At 55.2% G+C, this 22,384-nt stretch carries 18 protein-coding genes and 2 pseudogenes; 5 read left to right on the forward strand and 15 right to left on the reverse strand.

The window, feature by feature from the left end:
• Nucleotides 1-12: 12 nt before the first annotated feature.
• From DPA2511_RS15785 to DPA2511_RS22965, 5 genes are all read left to right on the forward strand, one after another.
• On the forward strand, nucleotides 13-864 hold the full coding sequence (locus tag DPA2511_RS15785) for an isochorismatase family protein (protein ID WP_015854747.1): 852 nt from the start codon (nucleotides 13-15) through the stop codon (nucleotides 862-864).
• Nucleotides 864-1,625: a 2,3-dihydro-2,3-dihydroxybenzoate dehydrogenase gene (dhbA, locus tag DPA2511_RS15790; RefSeq protein ID WP_015854748.1), complete on the forward strand. Its 762-nt coding sequence runs from the start codon at nucleotides 864-866 to the stop codon at nucleotides 1,623-1,625. The genes DPA2511_RS15785 and dhbA overlap by 1 nt, the downstream gene beginning before the upstream one ends.
• Before the next feature lie 149 nt (nucleotides 1,626-1,774).
• A complete protein-coding gene (locus DPA2511_RS21970; protein ID WP_015854749.1) occupies nucleotides 1,775-2,044 on the forward strand; it encodes a hypothetical protein in 270 nt (89 codons plus the stop codon).
• 74 nt (nucleotides 2,045-2,118) lie between these two features.
• Nucleotides 2,119-3,321, forward strand: a complete 1,203-nt coding sequence (locus tag DPA2511_RS15800; RefSeq protein WP_015854750.1) for an IS256 family transposase — start codon at nucleotides 2,119-2,121, stop codon at nucleotides 3,319-3,321.
• Between the two features lie 289 nt (nucleotides 3,322-3,610).
• A complete protein-coding gene (locus DPA2511_RS22965) occupies nucleotides 3,611-3,844 on the forward strand; it encodes a DUF1525 domain-containing protein (protein WP_071597682.1) in 234 nt (77 codons plus the stop codon).
• Here the strand turns inward: DPA2511_RS22965 and DPA2511_RS21975 are convergent.
• The 15 genes and pseudogenes from DPA2511_RS21975 to DPA2511_RS15885 all read right to left on the reverse strand — a co-directional run bounded on the left by DPA2511_RS21975 (nucleotide 3,824) and on the right by DPA2511_RS15885 (nucleotide 22,384).
• Nucleotides 3,824-4,935 (reverse strand): annotated as a pseudogene (locus DPA2511_RS21975) (IS3 family transposase). The gene DPA2511_RS22965 and the pseudogene DPA2511_RS21975 sit on opposite strands and share 21 nt — an antisense overlap.
• A gap of 80 nt (nucleotides 4,936-5,015) precedes the next feature.
• Nucleotides 5,016-5,204: pseudogene (locus DPA2511_RS21980) on the reverse strand (GNAT family N-acetyltransferase); the annotation flags it as partial.
• On the reverse strand, nucleotides 5,201-5,494 hold the full coding sequence (locus DPA2511_RS15825) for a type II toxin-antitoxin system TacA family antitoxin (RefSeq protein WP_015854751.1): 294 nt from the start codon (nucleotides 5,492-5,494) through the stop codon (nucleotides 5,201-5,203). The pseudogene DPA2511_RS21980 and the gene DPA2511_RS15825, both read right to left, overlap by 4 nt.
• A gap of 495 nt (nucleotides 5,495-5,989) precedes the next feature.
• Nucleotides 5,990-7,042, reverse strand: a complete 1,053-nt coding sequence (locus DPA2511_RS15830) for a C45 family autoproteolytic acyltransferase/hydolase (protein ID WP_015854752.1) — start codon at nucleotides 7,040-7,042, stop codon at nucleotides 5,990-5,992.
• The gene (locus DPA2511_RS15835) at nucleotides 7,039-7,653 is read right to left on the reverse strand and encodes a GNAT family N-acetyltransferase (RefSeq protein WP_015854753.1); all 615 of its coding nucleotides are present in this window, start codon (nucleotides 7,651-7,653) and stop codon (nucleotides 7,039-7,041) included. The genes DPA2511_RS15830 and DPA2511_RS15835 overlap by 4 nt, the downstream gene beginning before the upstream one ends.
• 2 nt (nucleotides 7,654-7,655) lie before the next feature.
• On the reverse strand, nucleotides 7,656-7,940 hold the full coding sequence (locus tag DPA2511_RS15840; RefSeq protein WP_015854754.1) for a hypothetical protein: 285 nt from the start codon (nucleotides 7,938-7,940) through the stop codon (nucleotides 7,656-7,658).
• Nucleotides 7,930-9,447 (reverse strand): AMP-binding protein, encoded by a 1,518-nt coding sequence (locus DPA2511_RS15845; RefSeq protein WP_015854755.1) that lies wholly within the window; start codon nucleotides 9,445-9,447, stop codon nucleotides 7,930-7,932. Before DPA2511_RS15845 ends, DPA2511_RS15840 begins: the two co-directional genes overlap by 11 nt.
• Nucleotides 9,444-12,698, reverse strand: coding sequence for a non-ribosomal peptide synthetase (locus DPA2511_RS15850; RefSeq protein ID WP_015854756.1), 3,255 nt, complete (start codon nucleotides 12,696-12,698; stop codon nucleotides 9,444-9,446). Before DPA2511_RS15850 ends, DPA2511_RS15845 begins: the two co-directional genes overlap by 4 nt.
• On the reverse strand, nucleotides 12,695-14,944 hold the full coding sequence (locus DPA2511_RS15855) for a class I tRNA ligase family protein (protein ID WP_015854757.1): 2,250 nt from the start codon (nucleotides 14,942-14,944) through the stop codon (nucleotides 12,695-12,697). Before DPA2511_RS15855 ends, DPA2511_RS15850 begins: the two co-directional genes overlap by 4 nt.
• Before the next feature lie 12 nt (nucleotides 14,945-14,956).
• A complete protein-coding gene (locus DPA2511_RS15860) occupies nucleotides 14,957-15,997 on the reverse strand; it encodes an NAD(P)/FAD-dependent oxidoreductase (RefSeq protein ID WP_015854758.1) in 1,041 nt (346 codons plus the stop codon).
• Between the two features lie 31 nt (nucleotides 15,998-16,028).
• Nucleotides 16,029-17,393, reverse strand: coding sequence for a lysine N(6)-hydroxylase/L-ornithine N(5)-oxygenase family protein (locus tag DPA2511_RS15865; protein WP_015854759.1), 1,365 nt, complete (start codon nucleotides 17,391-17,393; stop codon nucleotides 16,029-16,031).
• 59 nt (nucleotides 17,394-17,452) lie between these two features.
• Nucleotides 17,453-18,721, reverse strand: a complete 1,269-nt coding sequence (locus DPA2511_RS15870) for an MFS transporter (RefSeq protein ID WP_015854760.1) — start codon at nucleotides 18,719-18,721, stop codon at nucleotides 17,453-17,455.
• Entirely contained in the window at nucleotides 18,714-20,036 is a 1,323-nt protein-coding gene (locus tag DPA2511_RS15875) for an ATP-grasp domain-containing protein (RefSeq protein WP_015854761.1), read from the reverse strand. Before DPA2511_RS15875 ends, DPA2511_RS15870 begins: the two co-directional genes overlap by 8 nt.
• A 9-nt stretch (nucleotides 20,037-20,045) precedes the next feature.
• A complete protein-coding gene (locus DPA2511_RS15880) occupies nucleotides 20,046-21,194 on the reverse strand; it encodes a cytochrome P450 (RefSeq protein WP_015854762.1) in 1,149 nt (382 codons plus the stop codon).
• On the reverse strand, nucleotides 21,191-22,384 hold the full coding sequence (locus tag DPA2511_RS15885; protein ID WP_015854763.1) for an acyl-CoA dehydrogenase family protein: 1,194 nt from the start codon (nucleotides 22,382-22,384) through the stop codon (nucleotides 21,191-21,193). The genes DPA2511_RS15880 and DPA2511_RS15885 overlap by 4 nt, the downstream gene beginning before the upstream one ends.

Below are 22,384 nucleotides of genomic sequence, written 5' to 3' on the forward strand. Positions count from 1 at the left end.
ATTGGAGACATCATGACTATCCCTAAACTTTCCTCTTATTCGCTGCCAACCGTCGATGAACTTCCCTTCAATAAAGCACATTGGGTGTTTGAACCTCAGCGCGCTGCTCTACTGATTCATGATATGCAGGACTATTTCCTGAATTTTTGGGGCGAAGAAAGTCCGTTGGTAACAACGTTAGTTGCAAATATCGTCAGTCTGCGACGTTACTGCAGTTCGCTCGGCATCCCAGTATTTTATACAGCCCAGCCGTCGGAACAAAGCGACGCTGAACGAGCTCTGCTTAGCGATATGTGGGGATCCGGCCTGAAAAATCATCCTCTCCAGCAACAAATTACCTCAGCGCTTACACCCGCCGATAGAAATCAAGTATTAATGAAGCGACGCTACAGCGCCTTCCACCATTCGCCACTGGAAAGCATTCTTAAAGAGTGTGCTCGCGATCAACTGATTATTTGCGGCGTCTATGCACATATCGGCTGCCTAACAACCGCCACTGATGCATTCATGCGTGATATCAAAGCGTTCATGGTCGCCGATGCCCTGGCCGATTTCACGCGCGAGGATCATCTGATGGCACTGAACTACACAGCAGAATGCAGCGGGTGTGTTGTGATGATGCAGGACCTTATGCTCACGCCGCAAAGCAAAATGTCCTTGCGAGAAACGGTCTTGGCCCTGTTAAACGATAGCGAGCAACCAGAAGACGACGATAATCTTATCGATTACGGCTTAGATTCTGTACAAATCATGGCGTTAACCGCGCGCTGGAGTCAGATTTATGCCGATATCGACTTTATTAAACTAGCACAGAATCCCACTATTAACGGCTGGTGGTCAATGCTGGCGAGGGAGGATCAGTAATGTCCATTCAATTCGACTTTAGCGGTAAGCAAGTTTGGGTCACCGGTGCGGGTCAGGGCATTGGCTATGCCACTGCTTGTGCTTTTTATAGGGCGGGCTCAACGGTAACAGGAATAGACAAAACATTTCATCCAAACACGAATTACCCATTCGCTATCCATCAGGCAGATGTTGCAGACAGCAAGCAAGTGAAAGAGGTGGTACAAGTACTGCTGAATACTACGCCTCAGCTAGATGTGTTGGTTAACGCTGCTGGAATCCTGCGTACTGGCCAGACCGATGAGATCGATCCTCAAGATTGGCAACTGTGTTTTAACGTTAACGCCGGGGGCGCGTTCAATATGTTTCAGCACACGATGTCAGTGTTCCGTCGTCAACGCGCTGGCGCGATGGTGACGGTTTCATCGAATGCCGCGCACGTACCGCGCCTTGGTATGTCGGCATATGGAGCATCCAAAGCCGCACTGCGTAGTTTATGCCACACAGTGGCGTTGGAAATGGCACCATTTGGCGTCCGCTGTAATCTGGTCTCTCCCGGGTCAACTGATACAGAAATGCAGCGCAGTCTTTGGCATACACCTGATGCTGAAGCGCAAACCATCAAAGGTTTTCCCGAACAATACAAGCTAGGTATCCCGTTACAAAAGATTGCTCACCCGCAAGAAATCGCTGCAACTATACTGTTTCTTGCTTCCGACGCAGCCAGTCATCTGGTGATGCAGGATATTGTTATTGATGGTGGTGCCGTGCTTAATGCTTAAGAGCTTACTAAAATTTTAAGTAAACAAGAGTCGACTTTCATTGCTCAAAAGTTGCCAGTTTGGTTAAATTTTAATACTAGTATGAGGTATAGCTGCATCTTTATAAACGTATTTTGATAGTTGCATGTCCACCTACTCAGGGGTACATAATGAGCAGCAACGGATTTGATCCGAAAGACATTGAGGAAATTTGCTCTCGCAAGAAACGCAAATTCCGCATGAAGAAAGCTGATTACAAGGAACTGGGGCGCAACATACTGCAGGGTTCGGTCGATGTTGCGATCGGCGGGCTCAAGGCCACAGCAATTGTTGCTTCTCAGTTACCAACAAGCAGCCATTCCTCCGAGAAAACAACCAACTCCCTTGATGGTGTTATTGGCGGTATTCGTTACAGAGATGGCGTGCAAGTTGATGATTAAAAGGCCAGTTTATTTTCGGGAGTGTTAGAAATTCTGTGTCATTCCAGTAATATACAATCAAAAAGGAATGACATATGTCCCAGCCCTTCGATTTCGATAAAGCGCTTAAAGCCCTCCAGTCTGGTCAGGCATTAACGGGCAAAGATGGTATCTTAACGCCTTTAATCAAACAGTTAACGGAAGCTGCCCTGTCTGCGGAGCTGGACTCACATCTGGCTCAGGACGTTGAAGCTAACCGTAAAAATGGCTCCGGCAAAAAGACCATTAAAGCCCCGACGGGCAGCTTCGAACTGGCGACTCCGCGCGATCGTAATGGCACTTTTGAACCCCAGTTGGTGAAAAAACATCAGACCACGTTATCCGACGAGATCGAACACAAGATCATTCGCCTGTTTGCACTGGGGATGAGCTATCAGGACATTAGCCGGGAGATCGAAGATTTATATGCCTTCAGCGTGTCCACTGCGACCATCAGTGCAGTAACCGATAAAGTCATCCCTGAACTAAAACAGTGGCAACAGCGCCCGCTGGAGCAGGTTTGTCCCTTCGTCTGGCTGGACGCTATTCACTATAAAATCCGGGAAGATGGCCGCTATCAGAGCAAAGCGGTTTACACCGTGCTGGCCCTGAATCTGGAAGGTAAAAAGGAAGTTCTGGGCCTGTATCTGTCAGAAAGTGAGGGGGCTAACTTCTGGCTGTCGGTATTAAGCGACCTGCAAAATCGCGGTGTTAAAGACATTCTGATTGCCTGCGTGGACGGGCTGACCGGCTTCCCAGAGGCAATAAACAGCATTTATCCGCAGACGGAAGTGCAGTTGTGCGTCATTCATCAGATACGCAATTCGATTAAATATGTGGCCTCAAAGCACCATAAAGCCTTCATGACCGACCTGAAACCAGTCTACCGTGCAGTGTCAAAAGAAGCGGCCGAAATGGCACTGGATGAGCTGGAAACGAAATGGGGGCTGCAGTATCCGGTGGTGCTCCAGTCGTGGCGACGCAAGTGGGACAATCTGTCAGCGTACTTTCGCTATCCGGCCAATATCCGCAAAGTCATTTATACCACAAATGCTATCGAATCGGTGCACAGACAGTTCAGGAAACTAACCAAAACCAAAGGTGCTTTCCCGAATGAAAACAGTCTGTTGAAGCTGCTTTATCTGGGGCTGATGAACGCACAGGAAAAATGGACAATGCCCATCCAGAGCTGGAATTTGACATTGTCACAGTTGGCCATTTATTTTGAAGGGCGACTAAATAACGTGATGACGCTGTAGAATTTTTAACGTGACACAGAATTCTGAACGCTCTCGGCTGTTATACCTTCCATAAAAGATATGGATTCTTGCCATCTTTATGTCGCCATGACTCGAGGTTCTTCGCGTCTTGTTATTTGCTCTGAGTCTCCCGAACTCAATTCTCAATAGAAATATTAATGTCTGCGAATTATCCAGGTTGATTTTACGAACTGGGGGTAATTATCAATTCCCCAGTCATAGTTAATTACTGACCCTCAACGCTACAGAACGCACCCTGAGCAGGTTAATCACTCAGGGAGTGTTCACGATGAAAATACCCATTTGCTGCTTGCCAGTACTTCTCCTTTCTGCCGGTGCCTTGGCCGATACCGTCATTTACACTGACCGTGCGCATCCGGTGCCTGATGGCCAGAATGTCTCCGTTGTTTTTCTTGATGCTCCCGAGCATCTACAGGCTCAGCTTTTTGACCACCTTTCCGCTGATCCGGCACAGGCTGAACAAGATGTAAGTAGACCGCTTTTAGTTCCACGCACTTTTTGAGATTTCCGGGTTTTCAGCCATCAGCCGGTATTCTTCCGGCGTCAGGTTATTCAGGGATTCATGAGGGCGCTCGCTGTTATATTCATGCAGCCAGCGCTCTGTAATTTCCCGTGCTTCATTCAGCGTTCTGAACAGATAAAAATCCAGTATTTCTGTCCGGTACGTCCGGTTAAAACGTTCGATGAAGGCATTCTGCGTTGGTTTTCCCGGTTGAATAAATTCCAGCATCACGCCATGCTCTTCAGCCCACTGCGCCAAAGTCAGCGAGATGAGCTCCGGGCCATTGTCCATCCGCAGTTTCAGCGGATAACCACGGTTTTACACGATCCTGTCCAGTACTCTGACCACCCGCTGCGCCGGGATATTCAGATCGATTTCTATTGCGAGAGCCTCGCGGTTAAAGTCATCCACTACATTGAAGGTTCGAAAGCGTCTGCCGCAGACCAGCGCATCATGCATAAAATCTATCGACCAGCTCTGGTTAAGTGCTTCTGGCGTCGCCAGCGGAGTCGGATTGCGCACCGGCAGACGTTGCTTTCCCTTACGGCGAAAATTCAGTTTAAGCAGGCAGTAAATCCTGTGAACGCGTTTATGATTCCAGGCATTGCCTTGCCTGCGCAGTACCTGAAACCGCTTCTTGAAGCCGTAACGGGGATAGCGTTCAGCCACCTCCGACAGAGCCTGGATCACCGGTTCATCACGACAGGTGTCCGGCTGATAAAAATACACCGTCCTGCTCAGCGATAACGTCCTGCATGCCTGGCGTATGCTCATCGTAAACTGCGCGGTCAGGTAACTGACGAGCTCACGCTTTATCGCTGGTTTTAAAGCTTTTTTTCGATGACATCTTTCAGAGCACGACACTCAAGACTCAGATCGGCAAACATCTGCTTGAGACGACGATTTTCGTCCTCCAGATCTTTCATCTTTTTGATATCAGAGGCTTCCATACCGCCAAACTTCGCTTTCCAGTTGTAATAGCTGGCTTCGGAAATGCCGGCTTCGCGGCAGACATCCTTGACGGTACGTCCAGCTTCGACAGACTTCAAAACGGCAATGATCTGGTGTTCAGTGAATCGGGCTTTACGCATGACGATCTCCTCAGGGAACATACTCAGTATGTCGGAAGATCTCTAAAAGTGACTGGTTCGGTTTAGCGGGATACTTACACTACGGCGCTGGAGGCCAATGAGTAATACGCCAACACTTTTGAATCATCGCAACTGACGAAAGTTCGTGATGCGCCAGTGACCTGATTTTTCATCGCCCGTTGTTTCAACCAGTTGTCCATAGACTCCACGCCGCAACAGAATGAGGATAGTACATGCTCGGCATGGAGTGGCTCAGGGGCGGAAATTATTTTTTCTGTTCCCACGGTGCAGGCGTTTGCATGGTTTTGCGCAGCGCAGCATTTGGTGCAGGAGCCTGATCCAAACGGGCAAGGAATTCCTGATAAGCATCGGGATCTGCCATAATGATACGCTGATCGATCAATGCTTCCTCTGCGGCGGCGCGAGCGGCTTCAAGGACAAAATCAGTACGATTTTTTCCTCTGGCCTTCGCAGCACGATCGATTAGATCGCGTTCGGCAGGCTTGATGCGTAAATTCAATGTTTCGCGTTTAACAGAAACGCCGTTCGTAACTGGCATGATGTTATCCTCCGGACTACTCTCTGGATATTAATCATACAGCAACCGTAACGCTAATGTCATTACGATTTATCGGCATCATAGGGAACCGAACCAAAGGAACGAACCGGGCATTTCTTTATCGCATGTGACCCATCATTCTGATCTATCTATGAAAATACGGGTCAACCTACGGGTCTTGACAACAGCAATGATTAAAATTTATGCTATATTTCAACTTAATAGAAAGCTGAATGATCCCGAGTCCGGCACCATATTTTTGTTTTGGGACGTTCCTATACGTCCGGGAACATAGAAAAATCAGCAAGTTGATAAAAATCTGGAGTGCCTCAAGGTGCTGCCAGATTTTTTTGTGTCCGTAATTTTTGGGGGCTGAATTGGGGCCTGTCGGTTCGATAAACTACGGAGCTCCTGCTCCCCGGGTTCCGGCCCAGGTCAGCGCAACCGGGTAAGAGTGCAGATGTTTTGACATAGGCTTGCCCTCAATAGCATTGATTAATCAGAGAATGAGAAGCACTGGGTCAGATTCACGGCAGGATTCCCCGGCCGTACCAGCATGACCCCCTGTTCCGGCAGCATCACCGCTGCCGCCACGGTACGTTCACGCCGAATGTCGCCGTTATCGGCCACACACAGAGGGGCCGCGCTGAACGGCGTGAAACAGTCATCACCGGTATGCGGTTCGGACGCGAGAAACTCACGGGCCTTAGCCAGCCGCTGAAGCGACGAGTTCTTCGCGAAAATATTGATCGCATCATCGGCTAAAAAGTCCTGGTGCAGAAAGTGGTTGGTATGCGACGTCGTGCCACCGCCTTGCCGGATATTCCCCTGCGAAACGATACGCCACTGGTTGTTCAGGCTTTCTGCGCAGAAAGTCTGTTGCCGGTCACAAAGCGTAAACGAGCGCGAACTGGAAAGCGGCAACCGAGTCAGAACCTCCAGCGCTTTTTCTGCGCTGGCGCAGGTGTCCAGTACATGCCGGATCGCCAGATAAGGAGGAATTCCCGGTTCCCATTTTCCGCCCAGCACCATATTCAAGCCGACGGCCAGCCCTGCCTGATTAATGCCGAGATACCCCAGCAACCCGCCAAAACTCAGTACCCGTGCGGGAATACGGGTTCCCTGGCAGGCCAGGACGTGGATGAAATCATCCAGATTACCGTTCAGATCTACGGTCTGCGCCAGCCACGGCTCACTTGCCAGAGAAGACAGCGTGGTACAGTCTCCACCTGTATTAATTCGGTTATAGCCGAGAATCTCCCGCCGCAGTTGCAGCAGCCACGCCAATGCCACCGGCATCTGCGCACCGACGGCCAGTCCGTCAATCTCCTGTGCGATGTCCGGTAACAAATGGGTGACGATCCGGCGATAGCAGCCGATTTTTTCCTCCAGCGCAGCCAGGGAGAACGGCACATCGCTCAGCAGGTTGAGCCGGCACAGATGGTCGTCGGCAAATTGCCACAGTGCCTGACGGCACTGTTCGCCATGTTGAATCCCTCTGCTGTGTGCGTCGCCCGATAGCCTGACAACCGGAATCACAGCGTTCATTGCGCCTCCGGACGCGGGCCGGCTTTCGCCCGGTGCAGCAAGGCATCGCTGACCCAATGCCATTCGTCAGCGAGCACGCTGTAGAAAATAGCATCACGGCGCCGGCCGTCCGGCATAAAGTTGAAACTGCGCAGCACCCCTTCCTCTTTCGCCCCGATATTACGCAATCCGGCCCTGGCCTGGAGATTAAGCACATCCGTTTTGAATTCCACCCGCAATGCGCCAAGCTCCTCAAATGCATGACGCATCAGCAAGTATTTGGCCCAGCGATTAATGCCTTTGCCGCGAAAAGTCTCGCCGAGCCAAGACCAGCCGATTTCCAGCCGGGCTTCTTTTTCCACCATATTGCCGAAGCTCATGCTGCCGGCAATCTGCCCGCTGGCTTTGTCTATCACGATAAACACGGCGCGTGCGCCCGTGGCCTGATCGCCGAGCATCGCATTGAAGAAGGTTTCAAACTCTTCATCGTTGCCGACGCGAAAAACGAAATAGCGCCAGATATGGCTATCGCGCGCCAGGGTGCGAACGCTCTCCCGATCGTCCTCGCGGACGGGACGCAGAATGACGTGCTCATTTTCCAGCGTTGCCGATGCCGTCGTTTGCCAGTTCATATTTACGCTCCCTGCAGATGGTTTACCGCCGGTGCATCAACCAGCGGCGCCAGAATACGGATAACATCACCCAACGTGTTCATATGCGCCAGATCGCCCTCCGTCAGTCCGGTAAGGTTGATCCCCGCTTCCTGACACAACGACGTGATAAATAAGATTTTATTCAGCGACGTCAGGCCGTATGCATCGCGCATGTTGGCGTCGGCGTCCAACAGCCCGATCTCGACGGGAGACGTCAGCACGGCGGCGAGCTTTTGTCGGGCAACGGTTTCCAGATTAACGGACATAATGACTCTCCTTAACGGTGGCATTCAGTTCATGTTGATAACGTTCGAATATCGCTTTGCGGATGGGTTTGTACTGAGAGGTCAGCAGGCCGTTATCAATGCTGAACGGCTGCCCGGCAATCACGATACGGCTGATAAACTCATCTTTTTCCGTCGCGGCGTTAACACTTTCCAGCGCGGCATGAATCGCCGGAATATCGGCGGGAACGGACGCCGGTGAAACGACGGCGACCAGATCCGTTTGTTGCGGGCTGAAGATGACGCACTCCGCAATCACGCCTGCATTACGCAGGCGGGCTTCGATCGGCTGTACGTCGATTTTCTTGCCGTTATCCAGGACAATGACGTTGTCTGAACGGCCTTTGATATACAAAAAACCCTCTTCGTCGATAAATCCCAGATCGCCGGTACGTACCCCGCCGTCCGGCGTGAAAATTTTCTCCGATGCTCCTTCCTGGGCGTAGAGATAGCGGGTATTGACCGGATAATCGCTGTAGACGATGACGTTGCCATTTTCATCGATCACCACCTTCTTCCCGTCGATAACCTGCCCGACGCTGCCCGGACGGAAGGCGCCGGGGTGATTTTTCGTGACGATGCACGTTTCATTCATGCCGTACCCTTCATAAAGCGGCAGATCCATGCGCGGGTAGAAACCGAGCGTTGCGGCATCGGCGGGCGCAGACCCCGTCCATAAATAGCGGATACGTTCGCCGAACAGCGCGCGGGCATGGACTTTCATCGCCGCGTCATCGCCGCCCTGCCGGATAATATGCTGGCGCGCGGTTTCAAAAAACGCAGGCACCCCCATCACCACGGTCGGCTGCCGCTGTGCCATGAAGACAAATGCCGACTGGTAATTACTCAGAACAACGTCATGGCCGTATTTCAGCGCCGAATAGATCCAGTAGCGCTGCTGTAACAGTGATAACGGCAAAAAGACGAAGAGGCTGTCGCCCGGAGCATGCGCGAACAGACGCTGAACACCGTGCAGCGAAGCGTCAATGCTGCCGACCGTGGCCGCCAGCCCCTTCGGCACGCCCGTAGAGCCGGAGGTAAACTTGATGGTGGTCGTCTCGTCCGCCGTATAGTCAACGGCGGGCAGCTCGTCAGGATAAACGTCGGTAAATGCGTTGATCGATGTTATGTCGCGGATTGCCGGGTGAGCGGCATCGGCGTTTTTATCGGTAAACAGGCACTTAAGCCGGTAGTCCTGCACCAGCGCCGGCGTCGCGGTGAACTTGCCGGGGTCAAACCCGGCGGTGCGTACTTTCAGACGCAGCGCGGCCAGGTCAAGCAATACCCATTCGAACCGGTTATCCGCCAGGATACCGATGGTATCCCCGGCGCGAATGCCTTGCGCCAGCAAACCATTCGCGACCTGCCCCGCCATGCGGTACAGCTCACATAATGCGATCGTTTTTTGTTCACTCAGGGTGGCGATATACAGATTGCCGCCCGCCGTCGGCGGCCGGTTAACAATCTCGTTTATGATGGAGAGCGTCATAGCTTTCCTCCGCGATCCGCAATTTGGCCCGCCATCGCCTGCACGGTGTTAAATTGATAAACGGATTCCAGTGGCATCGCCACGCCGAACGCCTTACGCACAGACGTCAGAATCCGCAGGGCTTTGAGGGAATTGCCGCCCAGGCTGAAAAAGTCCTGCTCCACCCCGACGTTGTCGCAAGCCAGAATGTCCTGCCACAGCGCCTGCAACGCGCGTTCAACATCACCGTTGGCCTGCCGGGAGCCGGTGCCCTCCGGCGCGTCGGCGATCAAGGGAAGCTGGGCCAGGGCCTTGCGATCGACTTTCTGATTACGGTTCAGGGGCAGGGCTTCGTGCCACACCAGGTGCGCCGGGATCATGTAGTCCGGCAGCAAATGTGCGATGCGTTGACGCAGTTCGACCCGCGCAGGCCGGGCGCCATCGGCGACCAGGTGCGCAACCAACACGTCGCCTCGTGCGTCTTTGGCAGCGACCACCGCGGCCTGGGCAATCTCAGGTAAAGCAGTAAGCACGTTCTCAACTTCTCCGGCCTCAATGCGGTATCCGTTGATTTTTATCTGTAAATCCACCCGGCCAAGAATGTCGATGTCCCCGTTGGGTAAATAGCGCCCCAGATCGCCGGTGCGAAAACAACGCGGCCCACCGGGCGCATCAACAGGGTATCGCTCACGGGTTCTGGCCTCATCATTCCAGTAACCGCGGGTAATCCCGGCACCGGCGGCATAGATTTCACCGGCTACCCAGTCGGGGCATTCGCCGCCCTGCGCGTTGCGCACCGAGCATTGGTTGTTGGCATTGGGGCGGCCATAGGGAATATTTTCCCCATTACAATCCTCAGGCGAGATCGGATGGCAAATGTTCCAGATGGTCGTTTCCGTCGGCCCGCCCAATGACCAGTACGCGATATCGGGGCGGCGTGCCATCATGGCCGCCGGCAGATCCGGTGGAATACGATCGCCACTCATCATAATGAGGCGCAGGCTGTCCACCAGCTCAGGCTGAGAGTCAAACATCATCCGCACGATGGCCGGTACCGAGTTCCAAATACTGACGCGGTGCATCCGGCAAAGCGCAGCCCAGTGTTCGACATCGGCGGCGTGATCCGCATCCGGCATTACCAGCGCCGCACCGGCTGCCAGTGCGCCGAAAATATCCCAGACGGACAGATCGAAGTTAAACGCGCTGATGGCGAAAAAGCGATCTTCCGGACTGACGCTGAAACGCCGCTGACAGTCAGCGACCAGGTTCACCACATTGCGGTGCGTCACCATCACACCTTTGGGATCACCGGTCGTTCCGGAGGTATATAGCACGTAGGCGAGATCGTCCTGCGTCGCGGCAGCATCACGCGCGGGCAAGCCGAAAGTTTTCTGCGCGGGGGTGCGCAAGTCGAAACAGGGCAGCGATGCGGCAACGTCAACGTTGGTCAGCACCACCCGAACGCCGCCATCCTGCAGCATATAGCGCCGACGGGCTTCGGGCAGACCGGCGTCGATGGGCAGATAACAGGCGCCAGCGAGAACGATGGCCAGAATGCCAATAATTTGCTCCGGCCCGCGGGTCGCGATGAGACCGACCCGTTCGTTGCGCTTTACCCCGTGACCGTGCAGCCACTGTGCGGCCTCCGCGGCGCGGTTCAGCAGCTCGCCGTAACTGATTTGCCGCTGCGCGGTACACATCGCCGTGGCGGCCGGATTCCGGCGGGCCTGAACCACGAAGGCATCGCCGAGCAACCCGGACGGGATTTCCGCCTCGGTCGCGTTGACCTGATCCCGCCGCTGGCGTTGCCCGGCAGGAAGCAGATCGAACGTTGCCCGCTCCCAGCTTTCCGGCTGACAAAGCAAAAGCAGCATACGCTGAAACCCTGCCGCCATCGCCGCCAGAAAGCCCGCAGGAAACGCCGATTCCACACCGTCCAGCCGAATCACCAGTTGCCCCTGTTGCTCAAACAGAAAGGCGTCCAACAATACCTGCGGCGTCTGGCTCAGCGTATAAACCTCACGACCGAGCAGCGTCAGCGCATCGCCGTTCACCCCTTCCAGTGCGCCCAGCGTGCAGTTAAACGTGTACGGCATCAGCGCATCTGCCAGCCCGCGCGTTTTCGCCAGTTCCCGCATTACATCGATGCCGGAAAAATAGTGGTGATCGATATCCTGATGCAGTTGCGCCTGTAGGCGCTGAACGCGCCGGGTAAACGGCAGCTGGTGATCAAGATGGATCTCGGTCAACATCGGAATGGAAAACGGCCCGATCGTGCTGAAGGCCCGCGGGTGAATCGGACGACGTTCAGAGATCGTCACGTTGAGCGTGAAATCCTCGCCGGCCCCCCAGACGTACAGCGTTTCCGACCACGCGGCCATCAGCACGGCGGCGGGCGTCAGCCGTTGCGCTTTGGTCTGCTGCTGCAACTGTTGCCAGCGGGCCGCATCCAGGGTGACGAGATGCTGCCGGAAGCGGGGCGCTCCTGTGGCAGGGCGGGGATTTTGCGCCAGCGCAGGCGCTTTCGGCAACGATTCCAGACGCCGCAGCCAGTAATCCCGCGAACGCTCGCTGACGGCGTGCTGTTTATCCTGCTCGCGGGCAGCGATGTGTCGGCGGAACGACAGATATTCGGTCTGCGGCTGCGGCGTTTGATAATGCTGGTGCCAGAGCCGGAACAGCAAAAACATGCTGATGCCATCCACAATCATGCCGTCATGATTGACGTACAACACCATACTTTCCGGTGAAAGGATCACCACTTCCGCCTGCAACAGTGAAGCCTGCGGTGGCAGTACCTGATGGGACTTCTCCTCACGCAGCCGGGCGCGCATCTGACGCTGTTCCCCGTCGCTGAACCCCTGCCAGTCACGGCGGGCGATGCGGGGCAGTTCGCTGCTTTCATACTGCGCATCATCGCCGCTCAACCGCAGTCGAAGCGCCGAATGCTCCTGCACCACGCGCTGCAATGCCTGCTCCAGCCGTTCAATGTCCCAGACGCCTTCGATCTCATGGTAAACCTGGTTGGCCACGCCCCCGCCCTCCGTGACCCAATCGCGGCCACGGTAATATGCCTGCTGCAGCGGAGTCAGCGGAAACGTATCCAGGCGCTCTTCCAGCCAGGCGAGCAGCTGCGCCTTATTCATACGGATATCCGCCACCAGCTGCGGCGGAATCGCGTTCGTCAACCCTTCCAGTTTTAGGTTATCACCTTGCCTGCTGATCCTGAGCCCGGCACCCGTGATTTGTTCAAGTAACGCGCTGACGCTCATGCAGTCGCCCCCTGCCGCTGGCGTGCAATATGACCGGCGATGTCCCCCAGCGGCTGATTCAGCAGTGTTTCCAGCGGAACGTCGACCTGACATTCATGAAGTAACTGATATTGCAGCGTCACGGTCATCAATGAGGTCGCGCCCAACTGCGACAGAACGTGCGCCGGATGCAAGCGGGTTTCAGGTAACAAAACGCCCAGCTTTTCCTCCAGCCACTGCCAATGGGCATCACCGTGTTGTGCCTGATCAACCGATTCCTGAGGCGCACGTTCCTGTGGATCACAGAAGAAACGTGTTTCCTGCAACGTAATGCGATTACCCGGCGTCACCAACTGTGCCTGTTGCAGCCATGACTGCGCCGTCTCATTGCCGAGCGCCGCCGCCAGGCTGGCGGAAAAGCGCGGCATCAGCGGACGGCCAACAGCGGAAAGCAGATTCGCGGCCGCCAGCTCCAGCGCCACGGCGGTTCGGTATTCATCACGCCAGCGTGCGATACCCGCCAGTTGCTGTTGGCTGCGGGAAAAAGCGCGCGTCTCCGTGACCAGCGTTTTCAGGTGACGGGCGGCGCTGCGTAACGAAAACCCGTCGGGGTTCAGCGCATCGGTGATCGCCTGTAATATCCCGTTTAACCGCGCCCAGAAGGCGACCTGCTCCTTGGTCCAGATACCGGCATCCGGCGCATTCCCCTGAAAGATCGTGCCGACCCGGTTGCCCAGGTCGTGCAGCCAGGTCTGCCATTCGCCAAGCAGGGTGTCGCGCACTTCGTCTTCCCATTGCGACAAGCGGAAGTTGGTTCTCTCCTGCTCAGGCCGCGTCAGGCATAGGTAAAAACGCACTGCATCCACGCTCTCCGGCGTCAGGATCTCTTTCCCCCACACGGCATGGCGGCGGCTGGTCGAAAACTTTTTGCCATCGAGCAGATAAAATTCGTTGTAGTGATAATCGATATCCGGCTGCCATTCCGGATAAGCCAGGTGATACAGCGCCGGATAAAGAATGCTGTGATAAAAACTGTTGTCGTAACCAAAGAAATGCACGATCTTCCAGTCTTTACCGGGTTCATCCGCCGACCAGGGACGATTGATTTTTTTACCCAGCTGCTCGATGTCATACAGGAAGCCATAGCTCATTTCCGGCCATACCCAGATAACCTGCCCCTCGCCTTCGGTCTCAGCCGGTGCGATCCCCCATTCGGAAGGATGAGACACCGGCACGGTGAATTCAGGACGGGAAAAGACCCGGTGAGCCAGTTCACGCATCCGGGCGGGAACCCGGCCGACTTTATGATGCTCTGCGATCTGTTGTTCAAATCGGTGCAACGGCAGGAGATAACGGGCTACCTGAGTGCGTTCAGGCGGAAGCTGGGAACGTTTGGATAACGGCTGCGCCATATCCGTGACCACGTTGGGTTCCCCGCACTCTTCGCAGATGTTACCGTTGGTACCCCCACCGCAGCCGGGGCACTGGCCGGAAACGTCAACCTCATAAAGATATTGACCGTTCTGCGCGTCACGCAGGGCGGCGCTTTCGGCAAAAACCACCTTATCTTCACCCAGCGTTCGGCTGAAAAAGCGCTGTGCGCCCTGAATATAACCAGCCGCATCATTGGTCACTGTGTAATGATCCGGCTCGATATCCATCATCTTCAGCGTCTGCAAAATCTCACGGGAGAAATGCTGCGCGACGGCGGCGGGCGTCGTGTTTTCACGTTCCGCCAGTGCGACGACATAGCTTTGATAATCATCGGAGCCGGTCATGTGCCACGCCGGATTGCCGATCATCCGCTGATAACGGACATAAACGTCGGCGCCCAAATACGGGCCCGACAGATGACCGAGATGCAAATCGCCGTTTGGCGTCGGCGGCGTGGAGAAAACGAATTGCGGGCGCCGGGGATCCTGCCGTTCCCAGGAAGAGGCGGAATGTCTGGCGCTATCGGCGTCGCGGCGGTACTGGAGGAAAAAGAGAATGTCTTTATCTCCCGTATTTTCCAGCACGTGCGACTCAAAAGGCGCGAACTGCGCCGCACAGCCCGCACTCACAGGATGACGGTGGCCGTCCACGATCAACACCCCGTCTCCCGCGACGATCACGAACATTTCGGTTTCATCATGCTGATGACTGTCCGAACGCTCTCCGGGCCTGACCCGTCCCCAGCCGGCAGGGAAATCCATACCGTCAATACTGCTGATATCAATACCGAACTGCTTTGACATACGAGTGGCATCATAGCGATGAATAATCATATCCGGGCATCCTCAGAAAGCGGTTTGCGTTAAAAGGTGAATAACATCGGCGGCAATCGCGGGCGCCAGCCGATAACCTGAGCCGTTGGCGCCGCCGGCGAAGATGAGGTGTTCATCCAGACGGGTGATGACAGGCTCCCGTGACGGGCTGTAAGCATCACAAAAAACCCGGCCGTCCCTGATTTCCCCGGCGAGCGCCGGCGCGTAGCGGCGCAGCAGTTCCCGCGCCGCCGCCAAATCACGGGCCTGCAGCGGCCCGGTCTCTCCCGGCAGGACATCCCACTCCTGGCAGGTATAACTGAACAACCAATGCCCGCGGCTGTGGCACGGCACCAGAAAAGCATCTTCGTCATGGAAAATCGTCAGGGGCGCGCCGGGCTCCGGCTTGCTGGCTATATGGACGGCAACGATTTTTTTCACCCGGATACCCAGCCCGGCAATACGCTCGCGCCAAGCCGGCTCAGCCAGCCAGGGGCCCGGCGCCAGGATCACCTGACTGGCCGCCTGAACCGTGCCGTCGCTGAGCGCCACGTCATAGCCACCACTCCGGGAATGCAGCGCCGTCACCCGCAGCCCTTCACTCACCGCCACGGACGGGCGCAGCGCCGGCAGCCATTTTTGGATCAGGGCAAACACATCGGCATAATGTGCCCCCTTCCCTCGCAGCACGACCTGTCCGTCATCCGGAGAAAGATGAATCAGGGAATTCATGCTTTCCGACGGTGTAAACCCGGCTGCGGGAAGGTAATTACGGCACGTCTCTTCCCAATGCGCCTTTCCGGTCACTAGCTCCATGGGTAAAGAATAAAAAGGCGCCCCGTTATCCAGGAACGGTTGATAATAGTCATGGCTGAAACGGGACATTGCCCGCACTCGTTCACTGATGCCCCGGGGGAAATGGACACCTGCGGAATAAAATGAACTTCCGGCGCCGCACAAATTCCTCTCGATAAGTGAAATATTTGCCTGCGGGTATTGTTTCACCGCCTCACGGGCAATAACGGTGCCAATAATACCGCCACCGATAATAGCAATATCGCTTTTATTCATCATGATATATTAAGACTGTATTGGAATATGATATTTAACGCGCCGTAATTATTTTCTTCTCCGGCATGACGTCATCGTTAATTTTATGTGCGCCGTTATTATTAACGTCGGGCGACCAGTCAATAAATGAGGATATTTGTTGACGCGGATATTCTCCGCACAGCCGTCCCATTATACGCTGCGCCCGCCATGCATTCAGGCTCAGGTTGACGTCCGGCAGCCCGCGCTGGCCGCGCTGGCCGCGCACCGCATTTTGCACGAAGATATTATTTTGACGGGGGCCATCCCATACGATCGCAAAGTCATCATCAATAACGAATTCGTCATTTTCATAACGAATCCGCTCTTTCAGACCATTCAGGAAGTTTTTCTCTGTCGGCGCATAACCGGTTGCCCAGATAATAACATCAGCCTCTATATATTCTGCCTGCTCAACGTCCAGATGTTTATAATCAACCCGCCAACGTCCTGACGGTGTATGCACCACATTACTTACCGAACGGCTGGTCATTAAATCAAATTCAAGTTCACCCGGCGTAATAAATCGGAGGCAATAAAGTTTCTGATAAATTTCCCGTAACGTTGACTCGGAAATACCGTCGGACGTTAATATATTTTCACGGTTAGTTTTTTGACGCAGGTGCAAAGGCAGTTTACTGAAATACTCCGAATAGCAGGGCATATAAAAATCGTTGGTGAACGTCGAATCATCAATCGGGAAAAAATTACGCCGCCGCGACAGCCAGGTAATGCGTTCCGGTCGCTCGCTGGCCGATTTCGACGACAGATCGAGAAATACCTCAGCCCCGGACTGACCACCACCGATAATAACCACCTGTTTCCCCACGGTATTATGGTTTTTCTTCATATACTGGCTGACGTGGAACTGCGAATTACCCAGCAGCGGCGCCGCAAATTCCGGTACCCAGGGTTTGGTGCCTACGCCGACGGCAAGGTGATCGGCGGTGAGTTGGCGCTTGTCAGTTTCAATACGGAATACACCTTCGAAATCAATGTGTAACACACGTTCGCCAAATGATACGTTGCGGTTTTTCTCCGCCGCCCAGGCCATGTAATTGCGAAACTCACGGCGCGGGATCTCATCAAACTGTGCATTAAGAAAATGGTAAATACGCCCTTTCTCATGCAGGTAAGACATAAAGGTAAATTTATTGGTCGGATCGGTCAGCGTACTCAGATCCTTAAACAGTGAAACCTGCAGCGTGGCGCCGTCGATCATTTGATCGTCGTGCCAGGAAAAGGCCGCTTTCTGGTCAAGAAAAAGATTACTGATTTCTGGCTTATCATGTAACAAAGAGGCCAGACTCAGATTTGCCGGCCCTGCCCCGATACCCAGCAGGGTATAATGAGAAGGTGCGCTGTTTAACGCCAGTTTCATAAATTCGCCCTTATATGTTTGAGATAATTCATCCGGGATAATGCATCCGGGATCGTTAACTACTCGATAGCCTCACTGGAAGTCATTGACGTACCCGCCTCCGTTTTCAACGGTGCCGGGGCCGGTTCTTTCACGCACGCACCGCAAACCAGGGCCGCAAAGAGGGATCCCAGCGCAATGACGGGCCAGAAGACCGTATCCAGCGACAGATAGAGCCAGCCGCCGATAACCGGCCCCAGCGCAATCCCCAGACTGAACATGAAGTGAAAACTGCCCAGATAGTGGGACTTCAGATGCCCCGGACCGGCGTTCGCCGGGAAAGCAAAGAAGGAAGGGCCAGAGATGATTTCCCCCAACGACCAGATCAGTGTGCCGACGATCAACGCCGCAGGCCCGATGGGAACGGCATAAAAGGCAACGCCCGTACCAATCAGCGCAAAACCGAACGCCAGTACGTAACGTTTGTTATATCCCTGGGTGAACTTGGTGATGAACAGCTCAAAGCAGATAACGATTATTCCGTTGAGTGATACCGCCAGGGTATACCAGAACAGTGCGATCCCTTTGTCTTCAATATAGAGAGGCAGTGTGGTGATGTATTGCACGTACACCGCGGAATGGCAGAAGGTCGCCAGTAAAAATAAGACGAAACGCCGGTCGGCCAGCACATCCAGGTAGCCACCCACGACGGTTTTCTCCGCTCCGGCCTGTTGACTGATTTCCCCGACTTCATTTTTCCCCGGCAGGGTCAGCATCGCCAGTACGGCATACAGCGCCGCAATAACCGCTTCTCCCCAGAACAACAGCGTAAAACTCTCCCCGCCCCAGTGATAAAGGGCATAGCCGATGAGCGGCGCCCCCGTCGCCCCGAGGTTCAGGCCCAGCCGATAAATAGCAAAAATCATCGTTTGCCGTTCCGACGGCGTTTGCCAGGACAGCAATGCCGCAGAAGCCGGGCGGAATAATTGGGCGCACAGGCTGGCCAGCGCCACAACGATCAGGATGGAAATAAAGTGGTCAAGGTAGAGCAACGCCGCTGTCAGCACTGCGGTCGCCCCCATGCTGATCATGCTGGCAAGACGCGGCCCGAAGCGCTCGCTGATCGTGCCGCCGAGGAGCGCGCCGATAACGGCACCGGTGCCGTACACTGCCAAGGCAATGATGGTTTGCTGATGCGAATAACCGAGTGACACCAGATACAGCACGATGAAGATTTGCAGAAACCCGGACAACCGGTTGATCATCACGCCGAGCAAGACAACTTTTGATGACAGCGGGCTTTGCGAAAATGTTTCCAGTACGCCCGGTGCGGACGATGAATTAGTCATGATGCTCCTCGATATGCAACGTAATTTTTTCCCTGACCTGATTTTCCAGCCGATCTAACGCTTCCGCACTGCGCGCATCAATAAAGAAGACCACCGCACGATCTTCCGAAGAGCGCAGCGGCTCCAGACGATCTCCGCGCTGTTTATGCACGAAAACGGCCCGCAGGGTGGGTTCATCCTCCCGCTCGCCGGCCGGGACGACAGGCCAGGGATCGTTGTCGTTCAGCCAGACGATCTCCACGCCCGGCCAGTCGATGTGCACGTCTTTCAGTATTCCGGGGGGATGCTCCAGATACACCTGGCGGGCGATACGCCTGGACGCGGGTAAAGCGACCGGTTCGCCAAGCATGATGCGTAAAATGACCGGTTCGAGGGGTTGGCCGTAAGCCAGGTTATAAAGCGGTAAAATCCCGTCCCCCGGAGTACGCGAAGCGATTTCCATCAGCCAGGGGCGGCCGTTGGCGTCTACACGCCATTCGGCATGCGCGATGCCGTCACCGAAGTCCAGCGCCGTCAGAACCTTTTGCGTCGCCTCCAGCAGCAGAGTGCTATTTTGATCGGGGTTAGGCACCGTATGCGCCAGTTCCACAAAGGTGTTCAAGTGAGTATCCGTCGTCACCTTATGGGTCGCAGAGGCGAATATCACCACACCGTTTTGCGATAGGGTTTCCACCGAATACTCCTGCCCCACGATTTTCTGTTCCAGCAACAGCGTTTCATGGGCGGGGTAATCCGCCAATGCGCGACTGGCCTGTTGCGACGAATCGACGCTGATGACACCGGAAGAGGAGTGACGGGTAGCCGGTTTAATGATCAGCGGATAAGCGAGCCTCTCCGTGCGGATACTGTGGCGCTGCTCTGGCGGTACCATCACTGAATCCGGACTGAACGCGTTAAGATAAAAACGTTGGAGATATTTGCTGCGGCAGGTGCGCGTGGCGCGCAGCCCCGGAGAGCGGATGCCTAGGGCATCGGCGATAATGCCGGTCGGTTCTACCAAGGTTTCGCCCACCGCAAAAGCGCCGACAATACGATAGCGTGTACGCCAGTGCTGTATGGCGGCAACAACGCTGGGGTTAAATGATGCTTCTCTGTCCAGCGATCCCTCGACATACGCCACATCGGTAATTTGTGAGATGGGGCTGTCCTGCTTACTGCGAGCTTCTTCCACCTGCTGGCGGTAACTTTCCGGCGTTAAAACCAAAATAGCCAGCCCGCGCTCGACAAGCTGTGTCAGATAAAGCGAATTACGGCAAATAACCCAAAAAGCACCGGTTAAAACAAAAGCTTCAGACAGCGGCGTTTTAGTGTTCATCCAGGAACCTCAGTTAATCTCGGAAAGTGAGAACTCGGGAATACGGGCATTACCTGAAGGCAAGTAACGACGCTTATGCAGACGCTGATGCCAGTCCGGCATGTGCGCATCCAACGCGGAAACCATGCCGTGCGTAATAGCGCGGGCAACCGCGGCGCCCGGACAGCGATGACGACCGCCGCTGAAAGAGAAATACGCTTGCGTATTTCGTTGCGGCTGAAAAACATCAGGCTGTGCAAACCGGGCAGGATCGCGGTTTGCCGCCGCCAACAGCAGCAATATCGTGTCATCCGGCGCGATCCGCTGGCCGAGCAGCGTCAGCTCATGCGCAGCGAAACGGCGGGTATTTTGTATCGGCGAGGTGTAACGCGCGGTTTCATCGATAAAAGCATCGGCCGGCCTGCGCAGCCAGAGCTCCGGATAACGCTGCGCGGTCAGCAGCGTGTTGCCCGCCAGACTGGCCGTCGCATCATAGGTTTGCGACAAGAAACCGATAGCATTCGCGATCAGCGGCGCACGTTGAGACCAGCCTTCTTCGCTGGCGCATTGCAGCAGTTCCGTCAGCAAAGCGCCCTGAGGCGCCTGCGCGATCTGTGCGAAAAATCGCTCCAGCAGCGACGTTGCCGCAAGGCTGGCGCGCTGCTGATGTTCAGGACTGGCGGCGGCGGGAATGCACAACACAAACTCCGCAATGAGCGCCACAACCTCCGGCACGTCCCGCGGCAAGAATCCGCACAGCGTAGCGACAACAGCCGCCGGTACGGAAAACATCCAGCGGTTAATCTCCTCGCCGTCGCTCAGCGCCTGTTGCGCCAGTTGCCGGGCTAGCTGGCTTACGTGCGCGGAATCTACCGTGGACAACGCGCGGATAATGACGGCCTTAAGCTGCTGCTGATACTCACCTTCACGCATACGCACCAATTGGCCAAAGACATCGCCCGCCGGCTGGCCGACAAGACCGGGAGGGACAGGCTGCGACACCGGGCGAACCTGCAGAACCGGGCTGCTGAGCACCGCGTCCGTCGATCCGGCATCGCTCACCACCCACAGCTTAAGGTCGCGGTCAAAATAGACCGGAGTCTCTCGGGTCAGCCGGGCGTAATATTCCCAGGGAGAGTCATGCTGAATCGCGCTGAGCGGGTTAAGTAAATCACTCACGATAAATCCTCTCGGTTAATAACCCGCTGGGTATCCAGGGCAGAAGCAATATTCATCAGCAAGGCTTCGGACGCGCCTTCATAAATGCGCAGCGGGCGAATTTGCCGGTACAGCCGTTCCAATTGACTGCCCGCCACAACGCCCGCCGCCCCGAGAAGTTGCAACGCAGCATCAACGATTTTGCAGGCTTGTTCACACGCGAAATATTTCGCGGCGGCGGACTCTCGCGCAAACGGCCGGTCATCATCGTGTTGCCAGGCGGCTCTGGCCGTCAGCAGGGAAGCGGCGGAAAGCGAAACCTCCATTTTGGCCAGCGTTGCCTGGGTCAGTTGCAGATCCAGCAGGCGTCCGCGGTAAATTTTGCGCTGCGCGGCATGTCGCAGTGCGATATCCGCCGCACGTCGGGCAAACCCGATCGCGGCGCTGGCGACCGTCATGCGAAAACGATCGAGGATATCCAGCGCGATGATGAATCCTTGCCCCGGTTGCCCCAGCAGGTTCTCCGGTGAAACCCGGACATTGTCGAAATGCAGGTGCGACCATGACCGGGGAGCAACGGCATCCAGCGGACGGGCGCTGACGCCGCCGGCGACGGCATCGACGATAAACGCACTCAGCCCCAGCGGCCCCGGCCCTTCACCGGTGCGGGCGATCACGATAATGTCACTGGCGATATCTCCCAAGGCGATCCACGCCTTATCCCCGTTCAGTAGCCAGCCGCCCTCACAGCGCTGTGCCTCCAGGGTCAGCGCGGCAATATCAGTCCCTGCCTGTAATTCAGACAACGCGAATGCGGCAATACGCTCTCCGTGCGCCAATGCGGGTAAATAGTCGCGGCGTTGCGCCTCATTGCCGTAGCGCTGAATCACGCTGGCGCTCAGAGATTGAATCGACCAGGAAAAATCAAGCAGATCATCAAAATAGGCCAGCGTCTGCCGCGATAAACACATTCTGCGCGCATCGTTCGGCACCGGCAGATCGGGCGTATTCAAGTGCTTCAGCCATCCTCCCTGCCCCAGCAGATGCAACATCTGACGGCTCTGCTCTGCCACCGGACGGTGGCGTAATGACAGTAATGTTTCATGCTGCTGCTGACACCACCGGTCCAGTTCATGCACATACTGTTGGTGCCCCGGTGTGAAAAAAGGCAGCGACAGCAGCGTCAGATCGTGACTAATACATTGATTCAC

Source organism: Musicola paradisiaca NCPPB 2511, assembly GCF_000400505.1.
Taxonomy (GTDB): Bacteria; Pseudomonadota; Gammaproteobacteria; order Enterobacterales; family Enterobacteriaceae; genus Musicola; species Musicola paradisiaca.

Bases quoted from the DNA above. Each gene is read 5' to 3' on its own strand.
- DPA2511_RS15785 (WP_015854747.1), top strand. From the start codon at position 13: ATGACTATCCCTAAACTTTCCTCTTATTCGCTGCCAACCGTCGATGAA.
- dhbA (WP_015854748.1), top strand. From the start codon at position 864: ATGTCCATTCAATTCGACTTTAGCGGTAAGCAAGTTTGGGTCACCGGT.
- DPA2511_RS21970 (WP_015854749.1), top strand. From the start codon at position 1,775: ATGAGCAGCAACGGATTTGATCCGAAAGACATTGAGGAAATTTGCTCT.
- DPA2511_RS15800 (WP_015854750.1), top strand. From the start codon at position 2,119: ATGTCCCAGCCCTTCGATTTCGATAAAGCGCTTAAAGCCCTCCAGTCT.
- DPA2511_RS22965 (WP_071597682.1), top strand. From the start codon at position 3,611: ATGAAAATACCCATTTGCTGCTTGCCAGTACTTCTCCTTTCTGCCGGT.
- DPA2511_RS15825 (WP_015854751.1), bottom strand. From the start codon at position 5,494: ATGCCAGTTACGAACGGCGTTTCTGTTAAACGCGAAACATTGAATTTA.
- DPA2511_RS15830 (WP_015854752.1), bottom strand. From the start codon at position 7,042: ATGAACGCTGTGATTCCGGTTGTCAGGCTATCGGGCGACGCACACAGC.
- DPA2511_RS15835 (WP_015854753.1), bottom strand. From the start codon at position 7,653: ATGAACTGGCAAACGACGGCATCGGCAACGCTGGAAAATGAGCACGTC.
- DPA2511_RS15840 (WP_015854754.1), bottom strand. From the start codon at position 7,940: ATGTCCGTTAATCTGGAAACCGTTGCCCGACAAAAGCTCGCCGCCGTG.
- DPA2511_RS15845 (WP_015854755.1), bottom strand. From the start codon at position 9,447: ATGACGCTCTCCATCATAAACGAGATTGTTAACCGGCCGCCGACGGCG.
- DPA2511_RS15850 (WP_015854756.1), bottom strand. From the start codon at position 12,698: ATGAGCGTCAGCGCGTTACTTGAACAAATCACGGGTGCCGGGCTCAGG.
- DPA2511_RS15855 (WP_015854757.1), bottom strand. From the start codon at position 14,944: ATGATTATTCATCGCTATGATGCCACTCGTATGTCAAAGCAGTTCGGT.
- DPA2511_RS15860 (WP_015854758.1), bottom strand. From the start codon at position 15,997: ATGATGAATAAAAGCGATATTGCTATTATCGGTGGCGGTATTATTGGC.
- DPA2511_RS15865 (WP_015854759.1), bottom strand. From the start codon at position 17,393: ATGAAACTGGCGTTAAACAGCGCACCTTCTCATTATACCCTGCTGGGT.
- DPA2511_RS15870 (WP_015854760.1), bottom strand. From the start codon at position 18,721: ATGACTAATTCATCGTCCGCACCGGGCGTACTGGAAACATTTTCGCAA.
- DPA2511_RS15875 (WP_015854761.1), bottom strand. From the start codon at position 20,036: ATGAACACTAAAACGCCGCTGTCTGAAGCTTTTGTTTTAACCGGTGCT.